This is a genomic window from Pseudoduganella sp. GW821-FHT12E03 (assembly GCF_058807115.1).
The window spans coordinates 330,728-351,807 of sequence record NZ_JBXAQJ010000003.1; the positions used below are offsets into that span (position 1 = coordinate 330,728).

Below are 21,080 nucleotides of genomic sequence, written 5' to 3' on the forward strand. Positions count from 1 at the left end.
CTTGAAAGTAGACTTAGATAACTTTGGCTTCGTTGCGCAGCTTGGCAACCAGGGTCGCCACGTCAGGCACTTTGATGCCGGCGGAGCGCTTGGCTGGCTCGGCCACTTTCAGGGTTTTCAGGCGCGGGGTCACGTCAACGCCCAGGTCTTCCGGCTTGACGGTTTCCAGGGGCTTTTTCTTGGCCTTCATGATGTTTGGCAGGGTCACATAACGTGGCTCGTTCAAACGCAGGTCGGTGGTGATGATCGCTGGCAGGCTCAAGGAAAGGGTTTCCAGGCCGCCGTCCACTTCGCGGGTCACGATCGCCTTGCCGTCTTCCAGCACGACTTTCGAGGCGAACGTGGCTTGTGGCCAGCCCAGCAGGCTTGCGAGCATCTGGCCGGTCTGGTTGGAATCGTCGTCAATTGCCTGCTTGCCCAGGATAATCAGTTGCGGCTGTTCTTTGTCAGCCAGTGCTTTCAGCAGCTTGGCCACGGCCAGCGGTTCCAGCTCGGTGGTGGTTTCCACCAGGATGCCACGGTCGGCGCCGATGGCCATACCGGTGCGCAGGGTTTCCTGGCACTGGGCTACGCCGGCGGACACGGCCACCACTTCGGTCACTTTGCCCGCTTCCTTCAGACGGGTCGCCTCTTCCAGGGCGATCTCATCGAACGGGTTCATCGACATTTTCACGTTGGCGATATCGACGCCAGTGCCGTCGGACTTGACGCGTACCTTGACGTTATAGTCGACCACGCGTTTGACGGGTACCAAGACTTTCATAGCTGTGCCTTTGGGAAAATTAAATAAAGATGTTACTGACTAAAAGGTGGGCTAGATTATAAAAGATATTCCAGCGGCAAGCAGAATTTAAGCACGATCGTGCGTTTTTTTGTTAGTGTAATCCATCTAAAAAAAATATGCGCATCATTTCGTCACTCGGGGGATTCTGCGGTTCTTGCAGGGGGACGGGCCGCCATCCGGCGCGGCCCTAGCGGAATACTGACAGGAATGAACCCGTTATTTGCGTTGCATGAGGAACACGAATTCCATGCCGTACTGCGCATGCGATAACAGCGTATTGCCGGTCTGCTTGGCAAAGGCCTGGAAATCGCGCACAGAACCGGGGTCCGTGGCCATAATACGCAAGACTTCGCCGCTTTGCAGCTCCGCCAGCGCCTTTTTTGCTTTCAGAATCGGCAGCGGACAATTCAGGCCGCGTGCATCGAGTTCTTTTTGAAATTCCATGATTTCGGTATCAACCAGAGTGTCACTCATCACTATCCCGCTCAGAAGTTGTGCTGATAATTCACAGTCTACCCCAATTCATTAATTTTGACGCGGTGCACCAAAATTGATGACTGTGCGTTGCATGCACACAACGAGCAGGACCTTGACATGCGGCTTGCACACCCGCGCAAGCCGCATGGTTACTAGCTTTACAACTTAAATACGCTGTTCAACCCAGCCCGCGACACCGGCCAACGCGCCTGGCAGCGCCGCAGCATCGGTACCGCCAGCCTGGGCCATATCCGGACGGCCGCCGCCCTTGCCACCGACTTGCTGGGCCACAAAGTTCACCAGTTCGCCGGCCTTGACCTTGCCGACAGCGTCCGGCGTCACGCCGGCGATCAGGCTGACCTTGCCGTCGGCCACGCTGGCCAGCACGATGGCGGCGGTTTTCAGCTTGTCCTTCAGCTTGTCCATGGTTTCGCGCAGGCGCGCCACGTCGGCGCCTTCCAGCGTGGCCGCCAGCACTTTCACGCCCTTGATGTCGACCGCCTTGGTCACCAGTTCATCGCCCTGGCCGGACGCCAGTTTGGATTTCAGCGCCGCCAGTTCTTTTTCCAGCGCTTTCACGTGGTCTTGCACCTGGCCGATTTTCGCGGTCAGTTCGTCCGGGTTGGTTTTCAGCGCGGCGGAAGCTTCGTTCAGCTTCTTCGCCATCGATTGCACCAGCGCCAGCGCGCCCTCGCCCGTCACCGCTTCCACGCGGCGGATACCGGCCGCCACGCCGCCTTCGGACACGATCTTGAACAGGCCGATGTCGCCGGTACTGTGCACGTGCACGCCGCCGCACAGCTCTTTCGACGTACCGATGTCCATCACGCGCACTTCGTCGCCGTATTTCTCGCCGAACAGCGCCATCGCGCCATGCTTGACGGCGTCGTCGAACGACATGTTGTGCGACTGGGTGGCTGCGTTGGCCAGGATTTCCGCGTTGACGATGGCTTCCACCTTGGCGATTTCTTCCGCCGTCAGCGGGGCGTTGTGCGAAAAGTCGAAGCGGGCTTTATCAGGATCGACCAGCGAACCTTTCTGCGCCACGTGCGCACCCAGCACTTCGCGCAGGGCTTTGTGCATCAGGTGGGTGGCCGAGTGGTTACGGATGGTGCGGCCGCGTGCGTGCTGGTCCACTTCCGCGCCGACCGCATCGCCCACCTTCAGCGAACCGGACGCCACCACGCCGTGGTGGCCGTACACGTCGGCTTTGACCTTCAGCGTGTCCGTCACATCGAATTTCGCCGCAGCCGACTGGATCAGGCCCTGGTCGCCCACCTGGCCGCCGGATTCCGCGTAGAACGGCGTGGTGTCGAGCACCACGATGCCGTGCTGGCCGGCTTTCAATTCCTGCACAGCGGCGCCATCGGCGTACAGCGCCACCACTTTCGAGGTGTGCTGCAACTGGTCGTAGCCGACGAATTTGTTTTTCTCGCCGGTGTATTCCACGCCCACGGCCATCTGGCCCTTGCCGCCTTTACGCGAGTTGTTGCGCTGCTCTTCCATCGCGGCGGCGAAGCCGGCCTCGTCCAGCGTGACTTCGCGCTCGCGGCAGATATCGGCCGTCAAGTCCAGCGGGAAGCCATAGGTGTCGTACAGCACGAACGCGGTGGCGCCGTCCAGGTTCTTCGGATCCTTGGCCAGCTGCGCTTCCAGGATCTTCATGCCGTTTTCCAGCGTCTCGCCGAAGCGCTCTTCCTCGGCTTTCAGGGTGGCCGCCACGCGGTCCTTGGCTTCCGCCAGTTCCGGATAGGCCTGGCCCATCTCGATGTTCAAGTCTTCCACCAGCTTGTAGAAGAAGGCCTTGGTCTGGCCCAGCTTGTGGCCGTGGCGCAGCGCGCGGCGGATGATGCGGCGCAGCACGTAGCCATGGCTTTCCGGACCCGGGATGATGCCGTCGACGATCAGGAACGCGGCGGCGCGGATGTGGTCGGCGATCACGCGCAGCGATTTGTTTTCCAGGTCGGTGGCGCCGGTTTTGCGGGCGGCCGCCTTGATCAGGTTCTGGAACAGGTCGATTTCATAGTTCGAGTGCACGTGCTGCAGCACGGCGGCCAGGCGTTCCATGCCCATGCCGGTATCGACGCATGGCTTCGGCAGCTTGTGCATCACGCCCGCTTCGTCGCGGTTGAACTGCATGAACACCAGGTTCCAGATCTCGATGAAACGGTCGCCGTCCTCGTCCGGCGAGCCGGGAGGACCGCCCCAGATGTCGGCGCCGTGGTCGTAGAAGATTTCCGTGCACGGGCCGCAAGGGCCGGTGTCGGCCATTTGCCAGAAGTTGTCCGATGCGTAGCGCGCGCCCTTGTTGTCGCCGATGCGGATGATGCGCTCTTTCGGCACGCCGATTTCATTGGCCCAGATGTCGTACGCTTCGTCATCTTCGATGTACACGGTGACGGTCAGCTTGTCCGCCGGCAGCAGGTACACCTTGGTCAGCAATTCCCACGCGTAGTTGATCGCGTCGCGCTTGAAGTAATCGCCGAAGCTGAAATTGCCCAGCATTTCAAAGAAGGTGTGGTGGCGCGCGGTGTAGCCGACGTTTTCCAGGTCATTGTGCTTGCCGCCGGCGCGCACGCAGCGCTGCACGGTGGTGGCGCGCGAATACGGGCGGGTATCCTGGCCCAGGAACACATCCTTGAACTGCACCATGCCAGAGTTGGTCAGCAGCAGGGTTGGATCGTTGCCAGGCACCAGCGAGCTGGAACGGACGATCGTATGACCCTTGGATTCGAAGAATTTAAGGAACTTCTCGCGGATTTCAGATGATTTCATGTCGTAATCGGTAAGTTGGCTGCTGGCGCAAAGGATCGATTATACGGTATCTCCCTGCGGTAAATCAGTGCAAGCCATGGCGCTGCCGTATATATGGCGGGCTGCATGGTTTTACACTTCGTTGCAATGATGCAACGATTGCAAGACTATGCGCCGCGCATTGCCATCCTTCCCTATACTGACCTCTCATCCCGTCGCAGTGTTGACCAGGAGCGCGCCATGCTGAACACCCTTCACATCCGCACCAAACTGCTGTTATTGCTGGTGATGGCCGTCGCCGGCATCGCACTGGTGGGCGGCGCCGGCATCCTGGGCATGCGCAGCGCGGCGGCCGGCTTCCACGAAGTGGCGGAAGTCCGCATGCCTTCGCTACAGGGACTGGACAAGATCAAACTGGGCAACCGCGCGATCCGGATCGGGGCGGTTTCCATGTTCCGCTACGCGGACGATCCGAAGGCTTCCTCTAAAATCAGCGCCGAAGTGACGGCCATGCGCGCCGGCTTTGCCGAAGTGGACGCGGGCCGCAAGATTTACGACCCGCTGCCGCAGACGCCGGAAGAAGCCGCCCTGTACAAAGACTTCCTGGCGGCCTGGGAACCCCGCAAGACTGGCGGCGAGCGGGTCATTGCGGCGGCGGAACGGCTGGCAGGCATGCCCGATGGCACGCACGACAAGGCCGCATGGGAAGATTTCCGCCGCGCCGTCGCCGACGTCGGCCCCCATGTGGAACATGTCCGCGTTGCACTCGACCGGGTAGTCGACGTCAACATGAAGATTGCCGCCGATGCCGTGACTGCCGCGAATGCCGACATGGATGCGGCGCAACGCACCATGGTCATCGCCTTCGCCGTCGCTGGGGTCGCCGTGACCGCGCTGTCGCTGGCCATCATGTTTTCCACCCTGCGCCAGTTGGGCGGCGATCCCCGCTATGCGGCGGAAATCGTCACGCGCGTGGCCGGCGGCGACCTGACCGTGGAGATCGCCACCCACCCGGATGATCGCGCCAGCCTGTTGTTTGCCATGAAAACCATGGTGGAGCGGCTGGCGGGCGTGGTGGGTAATGTCAATTCCAGCGCGGACGCGCTGGCCAGCGCCTCGGAACAGGTTAGCGGCACGGCGCAGTCGCTGTCGCAAGCGGCCACAGAACAAGCGGCCAGCGTCGAGGAAACCAGTGCGTCCGTCGAAGAAATGACGGCGTCGATCTCGCAAAACACGGAAAACGCCCGCATCACGGACGGCATGGCCAGCCAGGCCGCCAATGAAGCGGTGGAAGGCGGCGCGGCGGTCAGCAGCACGGTGGACGCCATGCGGCAAATTGCCCGCAAGATCGTCATCATCGACGACATCGCCTATCAAACCAATTTGCTGGCGCTGAACGCCGCGATTGAAGCGGCGCGCGCCGGTGAACATGGCAAAGGCTTTGCCGTGGTGGCGGCCGAAGTGCGCAAGCTGGCCGAGCGCAGCCAGGTGGCGGCGGCGGAAATCGGCGAAGTGGCGGGCAGCAGCGTGGAACTGGCGGAACGGGCCGGCCAGTTGCTGGGCCAGATGGTGCCGAACATCCAGAAAACCTCGGGCCTGGTGCAAGAAATTTCCGCCGCCTCGGATGAACAGTCGACCGGCGTCAGCCAGATCAATTCCGCGCTGAGCCAGTTGAGCCAGACCACCCAGCAAAACGCGGCCGGGTCCGAACAACTGGCGGCCACCGCCGAAGAAATGAGCGTGCAGGCGGAAGACTTGCAGCGCGCGATGGGATTCTTCAAGGTGTCGCAGCAAGACGCGCCGGTCCGTGCCGCGCACCGCGCGCCACCACCCAAAGGCCCCGTCAAGCGCCATGCGGCGAAACACGGCAAGCTGCAGCCCGTGCCGGAAAGCCAAAACAACTGGGAGCCGGACGAATCGAATTACGTGCGCTTCTAAACAGCATGGGTGCCGGGCCTTTAGACTGGGCATCGACATAATTCAGCATGGGTGCCGGGCCTTTAGGCCGGGCATCCACATACTTTCTTTCAGGCGAAGCCAGGGCCGATCAGGTCAATCCGGTCGGTGCAAAAACCATCGACGCCCCAGGCCAGGATCGCTTGCGCGCGTTCCGGCTCATTGACGGTATAGCAAAACAGGCCAAAGCCCGCGTCTTTGACGCTGGCCGCCAGTTCCGGCGTCAGGTGCTTGTGGTTGGTGTGGATCGCCACCGCCCGCAGCGCCTGCGCCTGCGCGCGCCAGTCGGGCGGAATGGTATCGAACAGGCAGGCGCGCGGCACCTCCGGCGCCGCATCGCGGGCGGCCGCCAGCGCGATCATGGAAAACGACGACAGCAGCGGCACCGCCGCCAGGTCGCCGGCCTGCAAGGCGCCGGCAAAGCGCTCGCGCGTGGTGTGCGCCACCCAGCGCCCGGTGGCCTCATCAAAACCGGGGGCCGGCTTGATTTCAATATTCATCCAGATCTGCTGCGCGCGGCAGTAATCGATGAATTCCGTGAACAGGGGCACCGGTTCTCCGGCAAACGCCGGGCCAAACCAGCCGCCCGCATCCTGGCGCACCAGGTCCGCCGCCGTGGTGGTTGCCACACTGCCCTGTCCCGGCACGGTGCGGCCGAATTCCGGGTCATGCATGATGACGCCGACACCGTCCTGCGACAGCATGACGTCGAATTCCACCGCGCGGTAGCCATACGCCAGGCCGCAGCGCAGCGCCGCCACGGTGTTTTCCGGCGCCAGCTTGCCGCCGCCGCGATGGGCCAGGACCCGGGGATATATCCAAGGCATGCTTACCTCATTCAAAGTTGCACCAAAGTTGAGCCGAAGTTGCGCCAATGTTGAAAATGCATGTCGCACCTGTGATTTCCAAACATAACACAAGCGGCTAATCTGGCGGTCTTGACGACTATTCGAGGCAATGGCAATGACAGCAATGACACCGAAAGCGCTGGGACATATCCGCGTACTGGACCTCTCGCGCGTGCTGGCGGGTCCGTGGTGTTCGCAAAACCTGGCGGACCTGGGCGCCGACGTGATCAAGGTCGAGCGGCCCGACGCCGGTGACGATACCCGCGCCTGGGGCCCGCCCTATGCGAAGGACAGCCAGGGCCAGGACACCACCGAAGCGGCGTATTACCTGTCGGCCAACCGTGGCAAGCGTTCCATCACGGTGGACATCGCCTCGCCGGAGGGCCAGCAATTGATCCGCGAACTGGCCGCGCAGTCGGACGTGGTGCTGGAAAACTACAAGGTCGGCCAGCTGAAACGCTATGGCCTCGACTATGCGTCGCTGAAAGCCGTGAAACCGGACATCGTTTATTGTTCCGTGACGGGCTTCGGCCAGGATGGGCCGTACGCGCACCGCGCCGGCTATGACTTCCTGATCCAGGGCATGGGCGGCCTGATGTCGGTCACCGGCGAACGCGACGACTTGCCGGGCGGCGGCCCGCAAAAAGCCGGCGTGGCGCTGACCGACCTGATGACCGGCATGTACGCCACCATTGCCATCCAGGCCGCGCTGATCCACCGCGACCGCACCGGCGAAGGCCAGTACATCGACATGGCGCTGCTCGACGTGCAGGTGGCGATGCTGGCCAACCAGGGCAGCAATTACCTCAACAGCGGCAAACCGCCCAAGCGCTGGGGCAATGCGCACCCGAACATCGTGCCCTACCAGACCTTTGCCTGCAGCGACGGCTACATCATTGTCGCCACCGGCAACGATGGCCAGTACCAGAAGTTCGTGGAAGCCGGCGGCCGCCCGGACCTGGCGCAACATGCGCGCTACGCCACCAACCGCCTCCGGGTGGAAAACCGCGATGAACTGGTGCCGATCCTGGCCGCGATGGTGCTGCAACAGCCGCGCGACTGGTGGATAGACCAACTGGAAGCGGTCGGTGTGCCGTGCGGCCCGATCAACGATTTGCACGACGTGTACCGCAACCCGCAAGTGCAGGCGCGCGGCATGGTGGTGGAAACGCCGCACCCGACCGCCGGCCACGTGAAACTGGTGCGCAGCCCGATGCGGCTGTCCGCCACCCCGGCCGACGGCGGCACGGCGCCGCCGCTGCTGGGGCAGCACACCGAGGAAGTGTTGCGGGAGGTGCTGGGGCGTAGCGCCGAGCAGATTGGCGAACTGAAGGGCAAAGGCGCGATCTGAAGGACACACGCGGGCGCCGGAACCTGAGCGCCCGCTTTACCGTCAAGCTGCGGTCAATGCAAATCGCGCTTCAGTTCCTGCAACTCTTCATGCACATGCAGCACCGCGCTTTTCATTTGCGCGGTCAGGGTCGGCACGTTGACGCACACGCGGCGCGCCCGGTCGCCCAGCACGCCAAGTTCTTCCACCATCCGGCACAGCGCAGCGGCCTCCATGGCCGCGCCCGCTTGCTGTACTTTGTCCGCCTGCCGGTCCAGCTTCAAAATGCAATCGCGTAACTCCCCTGGCAAATTGCGTTCGGCGGAACACGCTTGCGATGCTTCCCCGATGGCCTTTTCAACCCGGTCTAAACGTTGCTTCAGCTGTTGCTGCATGGCGCTCTCCTTTTGCGTTGGCAGGCACGGCGTGCCTGGGAAGAGTCAGACCAGAGCAAGCAGATTCCGTTGCGTTCGCTTGTTTGAGGAGCCGCAACGCGGAGCGGTTGTAAAAGTTTGTGAAATTCGCAATAAATTCACACAGGCAACGGTACATTGCCGACATGACATTTTCTTCCTCTCCCCGGCCCAATGCGCCAGCCCTGCTGGCGATAGTCGTGCTGCATGCCGCGCTGGCCAGCCTGCTGCTGGCGCAGCGTTACCGCGTGACGCACCCGCACGAGGGGAAATCGCTGGAACCGGTCCAGTGGCTATTGCCGCTGGCGGCGCCGCCCGCCGCGAAACAGCCGGTGCCGCAGGAGGCGGCGCCGGCCGTGCAGCCGAGGCGGACAACGATGCCGCGCACCGGCACCGAACCGCGTGCCGCGACGCTCATCACGCCGCCAGCCATGCCCGCAGCGGCCCCGGCAACAGCGCCCGCGCACCCGGCCGCTCCCCTACCTGCGCCGGCATCCCCACCGGATCCGTTTGACCTCGCCAACACCCCGCCCTCCCCGGCCAGCGATGCCCTGCTGCGCCGCCAGGACTGGGGCGCGGGTAAGGCCGATCACGCGTTACGGGGCGGCAAGCTCGCTGCCCTGGTGCGCCCCACGGATACTTTGCAGGCCGGACTGGAGCGCGCGTTCCGCGACGCCGGCGAAGCGGTGCCGCCCAAGTGGTTCAGCGCGCCGGAAATCCGCGAAATGTCCGTGCCGGAAGGGCGCATGCGCATGTATAAAATCCGCACCGCGATGGGAACCTATTGCTTCTACAAACCCGATCCCAGCCTGCAGGCGGGTTACGACTACAAGTTGATGACTTGCCCGCGCGAAAAGTAAGCCTTCACGCTGCGGCCGGCGCCGCCGCCGCGACCGGTTCCAGCTGGCGCAGCCGCAGTGCAATCACGACGCCGCCGACCAGGCCTGCGCCCAGCAGCGCCACCACACCACTCCATCCGGCGCGCGACCACAGCAAACCCGTGGTCCACGCCACCACACTGGAACCGAGGTAATAAAAGAACAGGTACAGGCCCGACGCCAGCCCCGCCTGCGGCCGGCTCAGCGCCAGCGCGCGCCGCCCCACCCAGCTGCTGGCGATCGAATGCGCGGCAAAGAAAGCAAACGTGAACACCGCCATGCCGAGCACGACCACCGCCAGTGGCGACGCCAGGGTCAGCAGCAAGCCGCCCAGCATCAGCGTCATGATTTTCCACAGCACGTTACGACGGCCCAGGCGGTCCACCAGCTTGCCGGCCCACACGGAACTGAAGATCCCCAGCACATACAGGAACGACACCAGCCCCGTGACGCTCTGGCTCAAGCCATAGGGCGCGCTTTGCAGGCGGAACGCGATATAGCTGTACACGCTGACCATGCAGCCCATCAGCACGAACGCCAGCGCAAACAGGGAGCGCATGCCGTCATCGCGCAAATGCAGCGACCAGCCGTGCCAGGCGCCGCGCCATGCTATCGCGCCACCCGTGAAATGGCGCGAACGGGGCAGGCTGCGCCAGAATTCCCACGCGGCATACAGCCCGGCCACGCCAAGCGCCGCCATCGCCACCCGCCACGAATAAAAATCCCCCAGCACCGACGCCAGCATGCGCCCCGCCATGCCGCCAAACGCCCCGCCACTGATGTACACGCCCATTGCCGCGCCCAGCGAGGTCGCTTCCATTTCCTCCGACAGGTAGACCATGGCAATGGCCGGCATGCCACCCAGCGCGATACCCAGCGCCGCCCGCAGCGCCACCAGCTGGCCATAGCTGTGCGCCAGCGGGCTCACCAAGGTCATCACCGCCGCGATCGCCATGGCCGCCACCATCAGCGGCGTGCGCCCCAGCCGCGCCGACACCACGGTCGACGCCACCAGCGACAGCGCCAGCGCCGCCGTCGAGACCGCCAGCACCAGGCTGCTTTGCGCCGGCGTCAGCGCATATTCATGTCCCAGCACCGGCATCAGCGGCTGCACGCAATACAGCAAGGCAAAGGTGGAAAACCCGCCCAGGAACATGGCGCGGGTGGTGCGGGTGAATTCAGGGGTTCCTGCGGCGATGGCCATATGGCCTCCAGCGTTGAATGATGGCCCCATGGTAGGATTGCCCAGTCATACAGTCCAATATATATTTCAGGCGTCAGTAATACTTTAAAACGATTACTCTATCATTCCATGGAACTACGCCACCTGCGCTATTTCATTGCCGTCGCCGAAGAACTGAGCTTTACGCGGGCGGCGGAACGGCTGCATATCGGCCAGCCGCCATTGAGCCAGCAAATCCAGGCGCTGGAACAGGACGTCGGCGCGCGCCTGTTCGAGCGCAGCAAGCGCTGGGTGCGGCTGACGGAAGCCGGCAAGCTGTTTTTGCGCGATGCGCGGCAAATCCTGGCCCAGTCCGAACAAGCCGTGGTGACGGCGCGCCGTGCCGCGCGCGGCGAAGCGGGCGAGCTGCGCGTGGGCTTTACGTTTTCCACGCCGTTTACGCCCCTGTTTGCGCAAGTGATCCGCCAATACCGGCAGTTGTACCCGCAAGTGGCGCTGACCCTGCATGAAATGGCGACCCTGCACCAGCTCGATGCGATCGAGGGCCGCAAGCTGGACCTGGGTTTCGTGCGGCCGCCGGAAGTGGCGCTACCGGACGGCATCGCCATGACGATGCTGCGCGAAGACCCGCTTGTGCTGATCTTGCCGGCCGATGCGCCGCTGGCGCGGCACCGCAAGATCCGCGTCGCCGACTTGCAGGGCATGCCGTTCGTGATGTACCCGAAAGACGCGGGTACCGGGATTTACCACCAGATTTTCCGCCTGTGCCGCGCGGCCGGCTTCGTGCCGCACATCGCGATGGAAGCCGGGGAAGCGTCCACCATTATTGGCCTGGTGGCGGCGGGCCTGGGCGTCAGCCTGCTGCCGCAACCGTTCGACCGCATCCGCATGACCGGGGTGGCCTACCGCCCGCTGGCCGACAGCGCCGCCACCACGTCGCTGTTGCTGGCGCAGCGCCGGGACGACAGCAGCCCGCTGGTGGCAGCCTTTGTGGCGCTGGCGCAGGCGGCCACTGCCGCTGGAATAGCAACGCCGCCGGCAACCCGCCACTGATAGGGGGATGCCTGGCCTGGAGACCCGGCACCCATGTTCTGATAGGTGGATGCCCGGCCTGAAGACCCGGCACCCATGTTCTGATAGGTGGATGTCCGGCCTGAAGACCCGGCACCCATGTTCTGATATGTGGATGCCCGGCCTGAAGGCCCTGCACCCAGTTCATCAAAAGGTATGTCGCACGCCCAGCGCCAGCGCATGGGGACTGAAACCCGGCGCGACGGCGCGGTAATCGGCATGCAGGTTGGCCAGCCCGCGGTTGGCCGCCGCGTTGTTGCTGAGCTTGATGCCATAGCCGTACAGTTGCGTGCGCCGCGACAGGGGGAGCACATAGCCCGCGTGAACCGCCCGCGTGCGCTTGCCGCCGTCGTCCGCCAGCCATCCCGCCCCCACATTCACGTCGCCCGGCCCGGCCGCCGAGTGGGCCGTCACCAGCACGCTGCGGGTCCCGCCCGCAAAGGGCCCCGCCAGCATATTCGACGACTGCATGGCATTGGCGCCCACCGCCCATCCGGTCCCGCTGTATTTGGCGGCCAGCATGTGCGTGCGCTGGATGCGGTCGGCGCGGTCGGCCGCGTCGTGCTGGGTGGCGCGGTTGTAGCCGGCACCGAACCACCAGGGCCCTTGCGTGTGCTGGATATTCACGCCCTGGTTGACGCCGTCGCGGCGGCGCGCGCCGCTCAATTCATTCCCCAGCGAATAGGATGCCTCCCCGCTCCAGCCGTTCCAGTCCGGCGTGCGGTAATGCACGGTATTGTTGAACAAGCCGCCGATCCCGCTGCGCCCGGTGGCCGCCGTGTGGACCAGATTGAGCATGACGCTGGCATTGGCAAACGCGATCGTCGACGCGTCGGACCGCAACGCCACCCAGAACATGGGCGCATACTGGCGGCCCAGCGCCACCTGGCCCGCAGCGCCGCGCAGGCCCACCAGGCTGCCGCGGTTCCACAGGACGCCACCGGCGCCGGCGGTGCCGCTATCGGCGCCCAGCAGGGTTTCCAGCACGACGAACGCCGTCACGTCATGGCCCAGGTCTTCCGTCGCCCGCACACTGAACCGGCTGGGCGAGAGCACGCCGCTTTGCACGCGCGTGGCGGACACCGCCTGGTTATATCGGCCGCTTTCCAGCGCCATGTCGACGATGCCGGACAAGGTCACCGAGGAGTCCGCCTGCGCCGTGGCGCAGGCAATCAGCAGCACGGCGGTCAACGTTCCGCGCGGGGCGGTATGGCGTACGGGTTGGAGCATCGGCTTATTACCTCCGGCGTCAGTTACAGTCATGGCAGCGGCTGGTACCACAGTTCGCGCACCGGGAGCGGCAGTGTCTCCGTCAAGCCGGGATTATCGAGCCGGAAGACACGCCGCTGCGCCAGCGCGGCGCGCTGCAGGTACGAGCTGTTTTGCTCCTGGAACAGCCGTTCAAACGCGCCCTCGGCGATGGCTGCCCACAAGCCCTGCTCCAGCACGGCGGCCAGCGCGGCATTGGCCTTATTGACAAAGAAATACAGGGCGGACGGGAAATGCAGCGCAAAATGCGGCTCCACCACCAGCCCCAGTTTCGCGTATTGCCGCGCCTCGACCCATGCCTGCCGCAGCGGGCGGGGATAGTAATCAAAACGGCCCGCCGCCAGCATGGCGGGCAGGCCTTCGGTATTGGTGCCGGCCACGACGGGCAAGCCATTGGCGCGCAACACCTCGGTTTCCGCCCAGTCGTGGCCCAGTCCCGCCCGGAAGCGCGCCAGGTCCGCCAGCTGGTGGACCCCGGCAAAGCGCTGCGCATTGGCGCGCGCCACCAGCGCGATGCGCCAGCCGCTCAAGCCCCGGTCCAGTGGGATGCGCACCGGCAGCAGCGCCGCTTCACGCGCACGGCTGGTGACGGCCCAGGCGACATCGAGATTCTCGCCGCGCCCCAGTTCGTACAGTGCGCGGCTGCGCTCGACCCGCACCGGCCATGGCTGCACCACATACGCGCCCGGTGCGTGGTCCAGCGCCAGGCGCAGCATCTCGGCACAGACCTGGTCGATATCGTTGTCGATGCGGGGGCAGCGCACCACGGCCGGCGCCTGCGCGAGGATGGCGGGACTGGCGGCCAACGCCAGCGCGCCCGCACCCAGCCGCAGCACCCGGCGGCGCGTCAGCGGCAAGCTGGCGGGCGCCGCCATGTCATGGCGCCGCAGGCCGCCGCCAGCCTGGTGCTGGCCGGGTTCTCCAAGGCTGGGAACGCGGGTGGCGGCCTTCATGCCTGTCAGCCGTAGTCGGCTTCCAGTTCCGAACCGGCGTAGTTCTCCAGCTCGGCAAACAGGGTTTTCATGGCCGTGCGGCCCGGGATGTGTTGCAGCACCGTGCAATGGCTGCGGTACGACTCGATGCGCTGCAACAGCACCGGGTGGTGCTGCGCCGGGACCTTGGCCACCAGTTCGGCCCAACCGGCTTCGAAGTCGGGCTTGTTCTTGCGGATGGCTTTGACAAAGCGCTCGAACTCTTTTTGACCGGCGCGGGCCATGATGCGCCCGCCGCCTTCGACCGCGAAAATGATGGCCAGCGCAATCACGCCTTCCGCGTTCAAGTCGGCGTCATTGATGGCGCCGCCGTCGTGGTGGCGGCGCAGCCAGCCGGCCAGGCGCACAATCGCCTGCACTTCCTTGCGCTGCTTCAGTTGCGTCTCGAAGCGTTCCGGACCGGACCAGTTCTGGTTCGGGTCGGCCAGGCAAATCTCAACAAACAAATCGCGCAAACGGCGCTGCGTGTACACCGGATCGCTGTCGTATTCGCCCACCAGCGTATCTTCCGGCATTTGCGCCAGGTCCTTGATCTGGCGGAAGCCGGCCTGGAACGCCGCTTCCGCGCCCTCCTCGATCAGGAAGTCGAGCGCCGCCTCATCCGAGTCCACCGCCAGCACGGCTTCCAGCCCCAGCGACACGCCGCCCACCGTCAGGTACAGCGCGCGCTGGATGCCGTCCGCCGTGCGTTCGTTGGTGAACTTTTCCGCCACCATGGCCGTGATGCCGGTCAGTTCGTCGGCCAGGATAAAGGCGGCATCCGGGCGCGGATCGCCCGGCAACAACTTGATTGCGCGCGTCAGCCGCGGCAGGCTTTCCTTGACGAGTGCGGGCAGCATCAGGAGAAGATCCCCGTACCCATGCTGCGGCGGCTGCTGGCCGCTTTCGGCGCGCTGCGGGTGCTCGGTACTTGCTTGCGCAGGCGGTACAGCAATTCACGGGTGGTGCGCTGCAGGAATTTCGGTTCCTCGTCCGGGTCGTCCGAAAATTCCGCGTCGGCCAGGTCGGCGCTGTGGCGGAAGTCCGGGAACAGTTCAAACAATGCACGGTCCCAGCCATCTTCCGATGCCTTCGCCAATTCCAGCGCCAGCGGGACCACGTCATTGTCGGAGGTGGTCAGGCCGCTGACATAGGGGCCCTTGGAAATGATTTCACCGGCCAGTTCCAGGATTTCCTTCGGCGCCAGCGAGAACAGCACGGCAAACGCGGTGCAGCCATGGTCGGTGGCGGACGCTTCGCGCAGCAGTTCCTCGCGGCGTTCCTGGTCTTCGGTGGAAAACACCACGCCATGGACGTGCGCGAACAATTGCTCGGCCAGGCGTTCCGGATCGTCTTCGATCAAGTCATCCTGGAAGGTCGCGGCAAAGAACGCCAGGCTGTCGGCCCACGCCTTCGGTGGCACTAATAACGTCGTCAGCGACAGTTTGCCGCCGTCGAAGCCCGCCATGTGCAGCGCCGTCACTTGTGGCGGGATGGTCGACAGCACTTCGGCCACCGCGTAATCGCCAAACTGCTCGGCCGCTTCGGCAAACGCCTGTTCCGCATGGCTCAGCGAACCGGCCAGTACCAGTTCCGTGACCTGCTTGCTGATGGCTGGCAGATTTTTGTCGGACATTAGTGGTCTCCTTCCTGGTCAAACATCTGGGCAAAGTCGTCGGTGACTTCGCCGTCATCATCATGGTCATCGTCGCCGTCATCGCCGGCGGCCAACTGGTCGAGCGACACATCGTCGTCATCCCACAGGCGCGGATGCTTGTGCAGGAACGCCGTGATCACGGCCTGGCGGCCGATTTCCGGGAAATTTTCCTCAATCGCAGCATACATCTTTGCGGCAACGCCGTCCGGACACGACGCCAGTGCGAACACGCGGGCGGGGTCGCCATCTTCGTAATCCTGCGCCTCGGCCACCAGGGCTTTCGGGTTGTCGAACTTGATGACGTCGACCAGCGCGAAGGCCATCATGTTGACGTCTTCGATGCCGCCGCCGGACGCGTATTCGGACACCAGCGCGTCCAGCATCATCTTGTAATTCTTGCGGTCGGGCGGATCGCCCAGGATGCCTTCGATCTGGCCTTCCAGTTCGCGCGCCTGGTAGGCGAATTCGGGATGGATTCTTCTCATTTTGTTGCTCTTTCAAATAAATTACTGGCGGCGCATGGCGGCTTCAGCAGCGCGGAAACCGCCCTACGATCCGAGGCGGCCCCCGATCCGTAGGGCGGTTTCGCCCCAGGCGAAGCCGCCATGCCCGCCGTTACCGCCTCAGGCGACCGGGATGGTCACGCCGTGCACGCCGAAGATGCCGCGCCACAGCTGATACGCTTCCGCTTCCGGATCGATGATGATGCGGTGGTTCAGGCTCTGGTCGTGTTCGGCCCGTTTCTCGGGGACCGACAGCACTTCGTACGCCTTGGCAATGGCCTTGAAGCGCACGTCCGCGCCGGGTTCCTGGTTGCGGTCCGGGTGGTAGCGCATCGCCAGCGAACGGTAAACCTTCTTGATGTCCTCGTCAGAGGCGTTGGGCGCGACACCGAGCACGAGATAGTAGTTTTCCATATTGGAAGCTCCGTTGGGTCGTATGCCGTGATGTTATAAAGACGAATTATCCTACAGAAAAGCAGTCGCCGTCCCGCCCGGGGTGGCCGGTACGGTAAAATGCGTACCATTTCGCTTTCAAAAAATCCGGTTTTTCTCACTATTACATGAGTAACGACAAAAAAAATCCCGCTTCGGCCGCCGTGGCACCCGCGCTGCCTTCTAACTTCCTGCGCGCCATCATTGAAAATGACCTGGCCGCCGGCACCCATACCCGCGACGGCATGCCCAATGTGATCACCCGCTTCCCGCCGGAACCGAACGGTTACCTGCACGTGGGCCACGCCAAGTCGATTTGCCTGAATTTCGGCCTGGCGCGCGACTATAACGGCCGCTGCCACCTGCGTTTCGACGACACCAATCCGGAAAAGGAAGAACAGGAATACGTCGACACCATCATCGACAGCGTCAAGTGGCTGGGCTTTGACTGGAACTGGCAAGGCCCCAACGGCAATGAAGTGCACTTGCACCATGCCAGCGATTATTTCGACCAGTTGTACACCATGGCGGAATACCTGATCAATGAAGGCCATGCCTACGTTGACAGCCAGAGCGCCGAGGAAATGGCGGCCAACCGTGGCAACTTCAACACGCCGGGTGTGAATTCGCGCTTCCGCAACCGTCCGCGCGAAGAATCGCTGCAAATGTTCCGCGACATGAAAGCCGGCAAATACAAGGATGGCGAGCACATCCTGCGTGCCAAGATCAGCGAAGACGCGATGTCCGCGCCGAACATGAATATGCGCGACCCGGCGATTTACCGGATCCGCCACGAACACCACGTGCGTACCGGCAATGACTGGTGCATTTACCCGATGTACGACTACACGCACCCGATTTCGGATGCGCTGGAAAACATCACGCACTCGATTTGCACCCTGGAATTCCAGGACCACCGCCCGTTCTACGACTGGCTGCTGGAAACCCTGTCGAAGGGCGGCTTCTTCACGCTGCCGGTGCCGAAGCAGTATGAATTTTCGCGACTGAACCTGACTTACGTGATCACGTCCAAGCGCAAGCTGCGCCAGCTGGTGGAAGAAGGCGTGGTGACGGGCTGGGACGATCCGCGCATGCCGACCATCGTCGGCCTGCGCCGCCGTGGCTACACGCCGGAAGCGATCCAGCTGTTCGCGGAACGCATCGGCGTCACCAAGTCCGATGGCTGGATCGACATGAGCACGCTGGAAGGCTGCGTGCGCGAAGACCTCGATCCGAAAGCGCCGCGCGCCACCGCCGTGCTGCGCCCGCTGAAGCTGATCGTGGAAAACTTCCCGGCCGACGCCAGCGAGCCGTGCTCGTGCCCGGTGCATCCGCACCATCCGGAAATGGGCACGCGCCAGTTCCCGTTCACCCGCGATTTGTGGATCGAAGCGGACGACTTCATGGAAACCCCAACCAAGGGTTACTTCCGCTACACCCCGCCGGTCGGCGACCAGCCGGGCAGCCGCGTGCGCCTGCGCCACGGCTTCGTGACCGAGTGCACCGGCTACGACAAGGATGACAACGGCAACATCACGGCCGTGCGCGTGAAATACTTCGAGGACAGCAAATCCGGCACGCCGGGTTCGGACAACTACAAGGTCAAGGGCAACATCCACTGGGTGTCCGCCGCCCATGCCCTGGAAGCCGAAGTGCGCCTGTATGACCGCCTGTTCACGGACCCGCAACCGGATGCGGGCGGCAAGGACTTCCTGGCCGCGCTGAACCCGAACGCGCTGGAAACCGTGACCGCTTACCTGGAGCCGGGCATGCAGGCCGCCACCGGCGACCAGCGTTTCCAGTTCGAGCGCCACGGTTATTTCGTGGCCGACCGCATCGATTCGCAGCCAGGCAAGCCGGTCTTCAACCGCATCGTCACCTTGAAAGACGGTTTCGCCGCAAAATAAGCGCCCCATACCAAACCAATACCTGTTTGGAAAAAACCGCCCTCGGGCGGTTTTTTTATGGTTCTTTGTTTATGACACAAAACAATTGTAATGCTTTGTAAAAAATATACTTGACCGCGGCCACATAAGGTTTATATATTATGCAACAATTGATACAAGGAAATCTTTACCGCCGGTTACTTCGGCAACTGCTACGTTATGCCCCTGAAACCGGCCCTGAACCAACTGTTTGCCCCAACCAAGCCACTATGGTGGACCGGGGTCCTGCTATCGCTGGGCGTCGGCGTGCTGCTGTACGGCGCCACGGCGAAATCGCTGGACAGTGAAGCCAATTCCCGCTTCCGCAACCACGCACGCAGCAGCCAATACATCATCGCCACCGCCATCAAGGCGTATACCGATGTGCTGCGGGGCACCGCCAGTTACTTTCAGTCTTCCGACACCATCACGCGCGATGGTTTTCATCGTTATGTGACGGGATTGGACTTGCCCAGCAACTTCCCCGCGATCATCAGCCTGAACTATGCGCAGCACGTCCCGGCCGGCACCCGCAGCGCCTTCGAGCAACGCATGCGCGAGCGCAGCAATGGCGGACGCGATGGCTACCCACCACTGCCGCCGCGGGCGCCGGGCCCGGAACAGGATGCCGCCATCATCATCCTGATGGAACCGCTGGCCGGGCTGGAAGAAAAATTCGGTATCGATATCGCCGCCCGGCCCGTGGTGGCCAAGGCCTTGGCGCGCGGGCGCGACAGCGGCGTGTTGACAGCCTCCGGCGTGCCGATTGGTTTCGACGCCAGCGACCGCGACGCCGTGCTGGCCATGCGCATGCCGGTATACCGGCCCAACCTGCCGCTGGCCACCATGGAACAGCGCCGCGCCGCGTATACCGGGTCGATCGGCATCGGCTTTTCAGTCTACCGGCTGGTGCTGGGCGCGCTAGAGGAAATGCCGGTACGCAATGCCCGCCTGACCTTGCAAGACGTGGGCGACCAGGATTCCAGTAGCACGCACACGCTGCTGTTTGACAGCGCGGAACTGGGCATGGCCGGCCCCGGTGAAGCCGATGTGCTCAGCTATATCTTGCCGATCGACTTTAACGGACGCGTATGGCGGGCGGAATTCACGGCGCCCAAACACGCACTGTATTCGCGCTTCGACACGTTTTTACCGTGGCTGGCGCTGCTGACCGGCTTCTGCGGCAGCATGCTGATTTACGCCCTGTTCCATACATTGTCGTCCTCGCGGCTGCGGGCCATCCGCATGGCCAAGTCCATGACCAAGGAATTGCGCGACAGCCAAGCCAAGCTGCAACTGTCGCACCATAAATTACGGCGGCTGGCGGCGCACGCGGAACAAATCAAGGAAGAGGAACGCAAGCGGATTGCCCGGGAAATCCATGATGACCTGGGCCAGAACTTGCTGGCGCTGCGCATTGAAGCCGATGTGCTGGCCACGCGCACCTGCCACCGCCATCCGCGCCTGCATGCGCGGGCGCGCTGGACTTTGTCGCAAATCGATCACACGATCCGCAGCGTGCGGCACATCATCAATGATTTGCGGCCCAATGTGCTGGACCTGGGACTGGGCGCGGCGGTCGAATGGCAAATCGCGCAATTTCGCCAGCGGTCCGGCATTGTGTGCGAATTCATCGAAAACGGCGGCGATGACGACATCGACGACCATTGCGCCACCGCGTATTTCCGTATCTTGCAGGAATCCCTCAGCAATGTGGCGCAACATGCGCACGCCAGCGTGGTGCGGGTAGAGCTGCGCAAGGAAAACAGCATGCTCAGCCTGACCATCAGCGACAACGGCGTCGGCCTGCATGCGCGCAGCCGCAACAAGTTCGGCTCGTTCGGCCTGGTCGGCATCGAAGAGCGCATCAATTTGCTGGGCGGCACCTGCTCGATCGACAGTTCACCGGGCAACGGCACCGTGGTGCGGGTCGTGGCACCTCTGTTGCAGCCAGGGGCCGCCTATCCCCGCCTTGAACAGTTCGCCTAAGACAATTCTGTTGCATTTAGGAATTTCCTGAACGGGTGTTGATGAAAATCAAAAACCATTAGTTTCAAAAAGACAAGAATCGTTCCTGTAGTGCCCTGCTCAACCACTGAAAGGAACGAACTGATGAACGACGCTTACCAAGCCATTGCGGAACTGGATCTGGAACCAATCAAAGTCAAACTGATGCACAAGGAATCGGGTGAAGGCTGGAGCCTCGAACGCGCCAATGCGATCGAATTCGAATATCGCCGCTTCCTGATCCTGATGAAAAAATACCCTGATGAACAAACTGCGCCGCTGGTCGACGTCGACACGTTCTGGCACTACCACATTCTCGACACCCTGAAATACGCCACGGATTGCGACGCGGTGTTCGGCTACTTCCTGCATCACTTCCCGTACATCGGCTTGCGCGGCGAAGCGGACGAAGAAGCGCACCACCGTGTTGGCGAACGCATGAAGGAGTTGTACGAAGCCACGTTCGGCGAAGATTACATCCGCAGTGCCGCCGGCAATGATGCGGCGTTCTCGGGGATTGCCACGGCGGCGTTCTCGGGCATTGCCGCGCAGGATAAACAAGTTGCCTTCTCGGGCATTGCGGCCCAGGGAAAAGGCGAAGCGGCGGGAAACCAGACCGCGT

Annotated in this window: 19 protein-coding genes; 7 read left to right on the forward strand and 12 right to left on the reverse strand. The window is 63.1% G+C overall.

What is annotated here, in order from left to right; all coding sequences use genetic code 11:
* Positions 1-13 precede the first annotated feature (13 nt).
* The 3 genes from AC1RRC_RS09315 to alaS form a co-directional block, all read right to left on the reverse strand.
* Positions 14-763, reverse strand: coding sequence for an electron transfer flavoprotein subunit beta/FixA family protein (locus tag AC1RRC_RS09315; protein WP_493055018.1), 750 nt, complete (start codon positions 761-763; stop codon positions 14-16).
* A 237-nt stretch (positions 764-1,000) separates the two neighbouring features.
* Positions 1,001-1,228 (reverse strand): sulfurtransferase TusA family protein, encoded by a 228-nt coding sequence (locus tag AC1RRC_RS09320; protein ID WP_493055019.1) that lies wholly within the window; start codon positions 1,226-1,228, stop codon positions 1,001-1,003.
* A gap of 198 nt (positions 1,229-1,426) precedes the next feature.
* Entirely contained in the window at positions 1,427-4,036 is a 2,610-nt protein-coding gene (gene alaS / locus AC1RRC_RS09325; RefSeq protein ID WP_493055021.1) for an alanine--tRNA ligase, read from the reverse strand.
* 219 nt (positions 4,037-4,255) lie between these two features.
* On the opposite strand from alaS, the gene AC1RRC_RS09330 reads away from it, so the two are divergent.
* Entirely contained in the window at positions 4,256-5,953 is a 1,698-nt protein-coding gene (locus tag AC1RRC_RS09330) for a methyl-accepting chemotaxis protein (protein ID WP_493055023.1), read from the forward strand.
* A gap of 89 nt (positions 5,954-6,042) precedes the next feature.
* Here the strand turns inward: AC1RRC_RS09330 and ugpQ are convergent, their stop codons facing one another.
* On the reverse strand, positions 6,043-6,798 hold the full coding sequence (gene ugpQ / locus AC1RRC_RS09335; protein WP_493055025.1) for a glycerophosphodiester phosphodiesterase: 756 nt from the start codon (positions 6,796-6,798) through the stop codon (positions 6,043-6,045).
* Positions 6,799-6,934: 136 nt separating this feature from the next.
* On the opposite strand from ugpQ, the gene AC1RRC_RS09340 reads away from it, so the two are divergent.
* Positions 6,935-8,170, forward strand: a complete 1,236-nt coding sequence (locus AC1RRC_RS09340) for a CaiB/BaiF CoA transferase family protein (protein WP_493055027.1) — start codon at positions 6,935-6,937, stop codon at positions 8,168-8,170.
* A gap of 53 nt (positions 8,171-8,223) precedes the next feature.
* Here AC1RRC_RS09340 and AC1RRC_RS09345 read toward each other — a convergent pair whose 3' ends face one another.
* Positions 8,224-8,544, reverse strand: a complete 321-nt coding sequence (locus tag AC1RRC_RS09345) for a hypothetical protein (RefSeq protein ID WP_493055029.1) — start codon at positions 8,542-8,544, stop codon at positions 8,224-8,226.
* Between the two features lie 164 nt (positions 8,545-8,708).
* On the opposite strand from AC1RRC_RS09345, the gene AC1RRC_RS09350 reads away from it, so the two are divergent.
* Complete coding sequence (locus AC1RRC_RS09350; RefSeq protein WP_493055032.1) at positions 8,709-9,422, forward strand: hypothetical protein; 714 nt, start codon at positions 8,709-8,711, stop codon at positions 9,420-9,422.
* Positions 9,423-9,426: 4 nt separating this feature from the next.
* Here AC1RRC_RS09350 and AC1RRC_RS09355 read toward each other — a convergent pair whose 3' ends face one another.
* Positions 9,427-10,644 (reverse strand): MFS transporter, encoded by a 1,218-nt coding sequence (locus AC1RRC_RS09355; protein WP_493055034.1) that lies wholly within the window; start codon positions 10,642-10,644, stop codon positions 9,427-9,429.
* Positions 10,645-10,752: 108 nt separating this feature from the next.
* Between AC1RRC_RS09355 and AC1RRC_RS09360 the strand changes: the two genes are divergently transcribed.
* Positions 10,753-11,676: a LysR substrate-binding domain-containing protein gene (locus tag AC1RRC_RS09360; protein ID WP_493055036.1), complete on the forward strand. Its 924-nt coding sequence runs from the start codon at positions 10,753-10,755 to the stop codon at positions 11,674-11,676.
* 165 nt (positions 11,677-11,841) lie between these two features.
* On the opposite strand, the gene AC1RRC_RS09365 is transcribed toward AC1RRC_RS09360, so the two are convergent.
* From AC1RRC_RS09365 to AC1RRC_RS09390, 6 genes are all read right to left on the reverse strand, one after another.
* Positions 11,842-12,924, reverse strand: coding sequence for a porin (locus AC1RRC_RS09365; RefSeq protein ID WP_493055037.1), 1,083 nt, complete (start codon positions 12,922-12,924; stop codon positions 11,842-11,844).
* Between the two features lie 29 nt (positions 12,925-12,953).
* The gene (locus tag AC1RRC_RS09370) at positions 12,954-13,916 is read right to left on the reverse strand and encodes a hypothetical protein (protein WP_493055039.1); all 963 of its coding nucleotides are present in this window, start codon (positions 13,914-13,916) and stop codon (positions 12,954-12,956) included.
* A 5-nt stretch (positions 13,917-13,921) separates the two neighbouring features.
* Positions 13,922-14,794 carry a hypothetical protein gene (locus tag AC1RRC_RS09375; protein ID WP_493055041.1) on the reverse strand — a complete coding sequence of 291 codons (873 nt, stop codon included), beginning with the start codon at positions 14,792-14,794 and terminating at the stop codon, positions 13,922-13,924.
* A complete protein-coding gene (locus tag AC1RRC_RS09380) occupies positions 14,794-15,570 on the reverse strand; it encodes a hypothetical protein (protein WP_493055044.1) in 777 nt (258 codons plus the stop codon). Before AC1RRC_RS09380 ends, AC1RRC_RS09375 begins: the two co-directional genes overlap by 1 nt.
* Positions 15,570-16,076, reverse strand: coding sequence for a hypothetical protein (locus AC1RRC_RS09385; RefSeq protein WP_493055046.1), 507 nt, complete (start codon positions 16,074-16,076; stop codon positions 15,570-15,572). Before AC1RRC_RS09385 ends, AC1RRC_RS09380 begins: the two co-directional genes overlap by 1 nt.
* Positions 16,077-16,214: 138 nt before the next feature.
* A complete protein-coding gene (locus AC1RRC_RS09390) occupies positions 16,215-16,508 on the reverse strand; it encodes a DnaJ domain-containing protein (RefSeq protein ID WP_493055049.1) in 294 nt (97 codons plus the stop codon).
* 146 nt (positions 16,509-16,654) lie between these two features.
* Between AC1RRC_RS09390 and AC1RRC_RS09395 the strand changes: the two genes are divergently transcribed.
* The 3 genes from AC1RRC_RS09395 to AC1RRC_RS09405 all read left to right on the forward strand — a co-directional run.
* Positions 16,655-18,433, forward strand: a complete 1,779-nt coding sequence (locus tag AC1RRC_RS09395; protein ID WP_493055050.1) for a glutamine--tRNA ligase/YqeY domain fusion protein — start codon at positions 16,655-16,657, stop codon at positions 18,431-18,433.
* 198 nt (positions 18,434-18,631) lie between these two features.
* On the forward strand, positions 18,632-20,440 hold the full coding sequence (locus AC1RRC_RS09400; protein WP_493055052.1) for a sensor histidine kinase: 1,809 nt from the start codon (positions 18,632-18,634) through the stop codon (positions 20,438-20,440).
* 123 nt (positions 20,441-20,563) lie between these two features.
* Positions 20,564-21,080 (forward strand): glycine-rich domain-containing protein (locus AC1RRC_RS09405; protein WP_493055054.1); only part of this gene is annotated, 517 nt, incomplete at its 3' end.

Excerpts from the sequence above, each read along its gene's own strand:
- AC1RRC_RS09315 (WP_493055018.1), bottom strand. The coding sequence starts at position 763 with ATGAAAGTCTTGGTACCCGTCAAACGCGTGGTCGACTATAACGTCAAG.
- AC1RRC_RS09320 (WP_493055019.1), bottom strand. The coding sequence starts at position 1,228 with ATGGAATTTCAAAAAGAACTCGATGCACGCGGCCTGAATTGTCCGCTG.
- alaS (WP_493055021.1), bottom strand. The coding sequence starts at position 4,036 with ATGAAATCATCTGAAATCCGCGAGAAGTTCCTTAAATTCTTCGAATCC.
- AC1RRC_RS09330 (WP_493055023.1), top strand. The coding sequence starts at position 4,256 with ATGCTGAACACCCTTCACATCCGCACCAAACTGCTGTTATTGCTGGTG.
- ugpQ (WP_493055025.1), bottom strand. The coding sequence starts at position 6,798 with ATGCCTTGGATATATCCCCGGGTCCTGGCCCATCGCGGCGGCGGCAAG.
- AC1RRC_RS09340 (WP_493055027.1), top strand. The coding sequence starts at position 6,935 with ATGACAGCAATGACACCGAAAGCGCTGGGACATATCCGCGTACTGGAC.
- AC1RRC_RS09345 (WP_493055029.1), bottom strand. The coding sequence starts at position 8,544 with ATGCAGCAACAGCTGAAGCAACGTTTAGACCGGGTTGAAAAGGCCATC.
- AC1RRC_RS09350 (WP_493055032.1), top strand. The coding sequence starts at position 8,709 with ATGACATTTTCTTCCTCTCCCCGGCCCAATGCGCCAGCCCTGCTGGCG.
- AC1RRC_RS09355 (WP_493055034.1), bottom strand. The coding sequence starts at position 10,644 with ATGGCCATCGCCGCAGGAACCCCTGAATTCACCCGCACCACCCGCGCC.
- AC1RRC_RS09360 (WP_493055036.1), top strand. The coding sequence starts at position 10,753 with ATGGAACTACGCCACCTGCGCTATTTCATTGCCGTCGCCGAAGAACTG.
- AC1RRC_RS09365 (WP_493055037.1), bottom strand. The coding sequence starts at position 12,924 with ATGCTCCAACCCGTACGCCATACCGCCCCGCGCGGAACGTTGACCGCC.
- AC1RRC_RS09370 (WP_493055039.1), bottom strand. The coding sequence starts at position 13,916 with ATGAAGGCCGCCACCCGCGTTCCCAGCCTTGGAGAACCCGGCCAGCAC.
- AC1RRC_RS09375 (WP_493055041.1), bottom strand. The coding sequence starts at position 14,794 with ATGCTGCCCGCACTCGTCAAGGAAAGCCTGCCGCGGCTGACGCGCGCA.
- AC1RRC_RS09380 (WP_493055044.1), bottom strand. The coding sequence starts at position 15,570 with ATGTCCGACAAAAATCTGCCAGCCATCAGCAAGCAGGTCACGGAACTG.
- AC1RRC_RS09385 (WP_493055046.1), bottom strand. The coding sequence starts at position 16,076 with ATGAGAAGAATCCATCCCGAATTCGCCTACCAGGCGCGCGAACTGGAA.
- AC1RRC_RS09390 (WP_493055049.1), bottom strand. The coding sequence starts at position 16,508 with ATGGAAAACTACTATCTCGTGCTCGGTGTCGCGCCCAACGCCTCTGAC.
- AC1RRC_RS09395 (WP_493055050.1), top strand. The coding sequence starts at position 16,655 with ATGAGTAACGACAAAAAAAATCCCGCTTCGGCCGCCGTGGCACCCGCG.
- AC1RRC_RS09400 (WP_493055052.1), top strand. The coding sequence starts at position 18,632 with ATGCCCCTGAAACCGGCCCTGAACCAACTGTTTGCCCCAACCAAGCCA.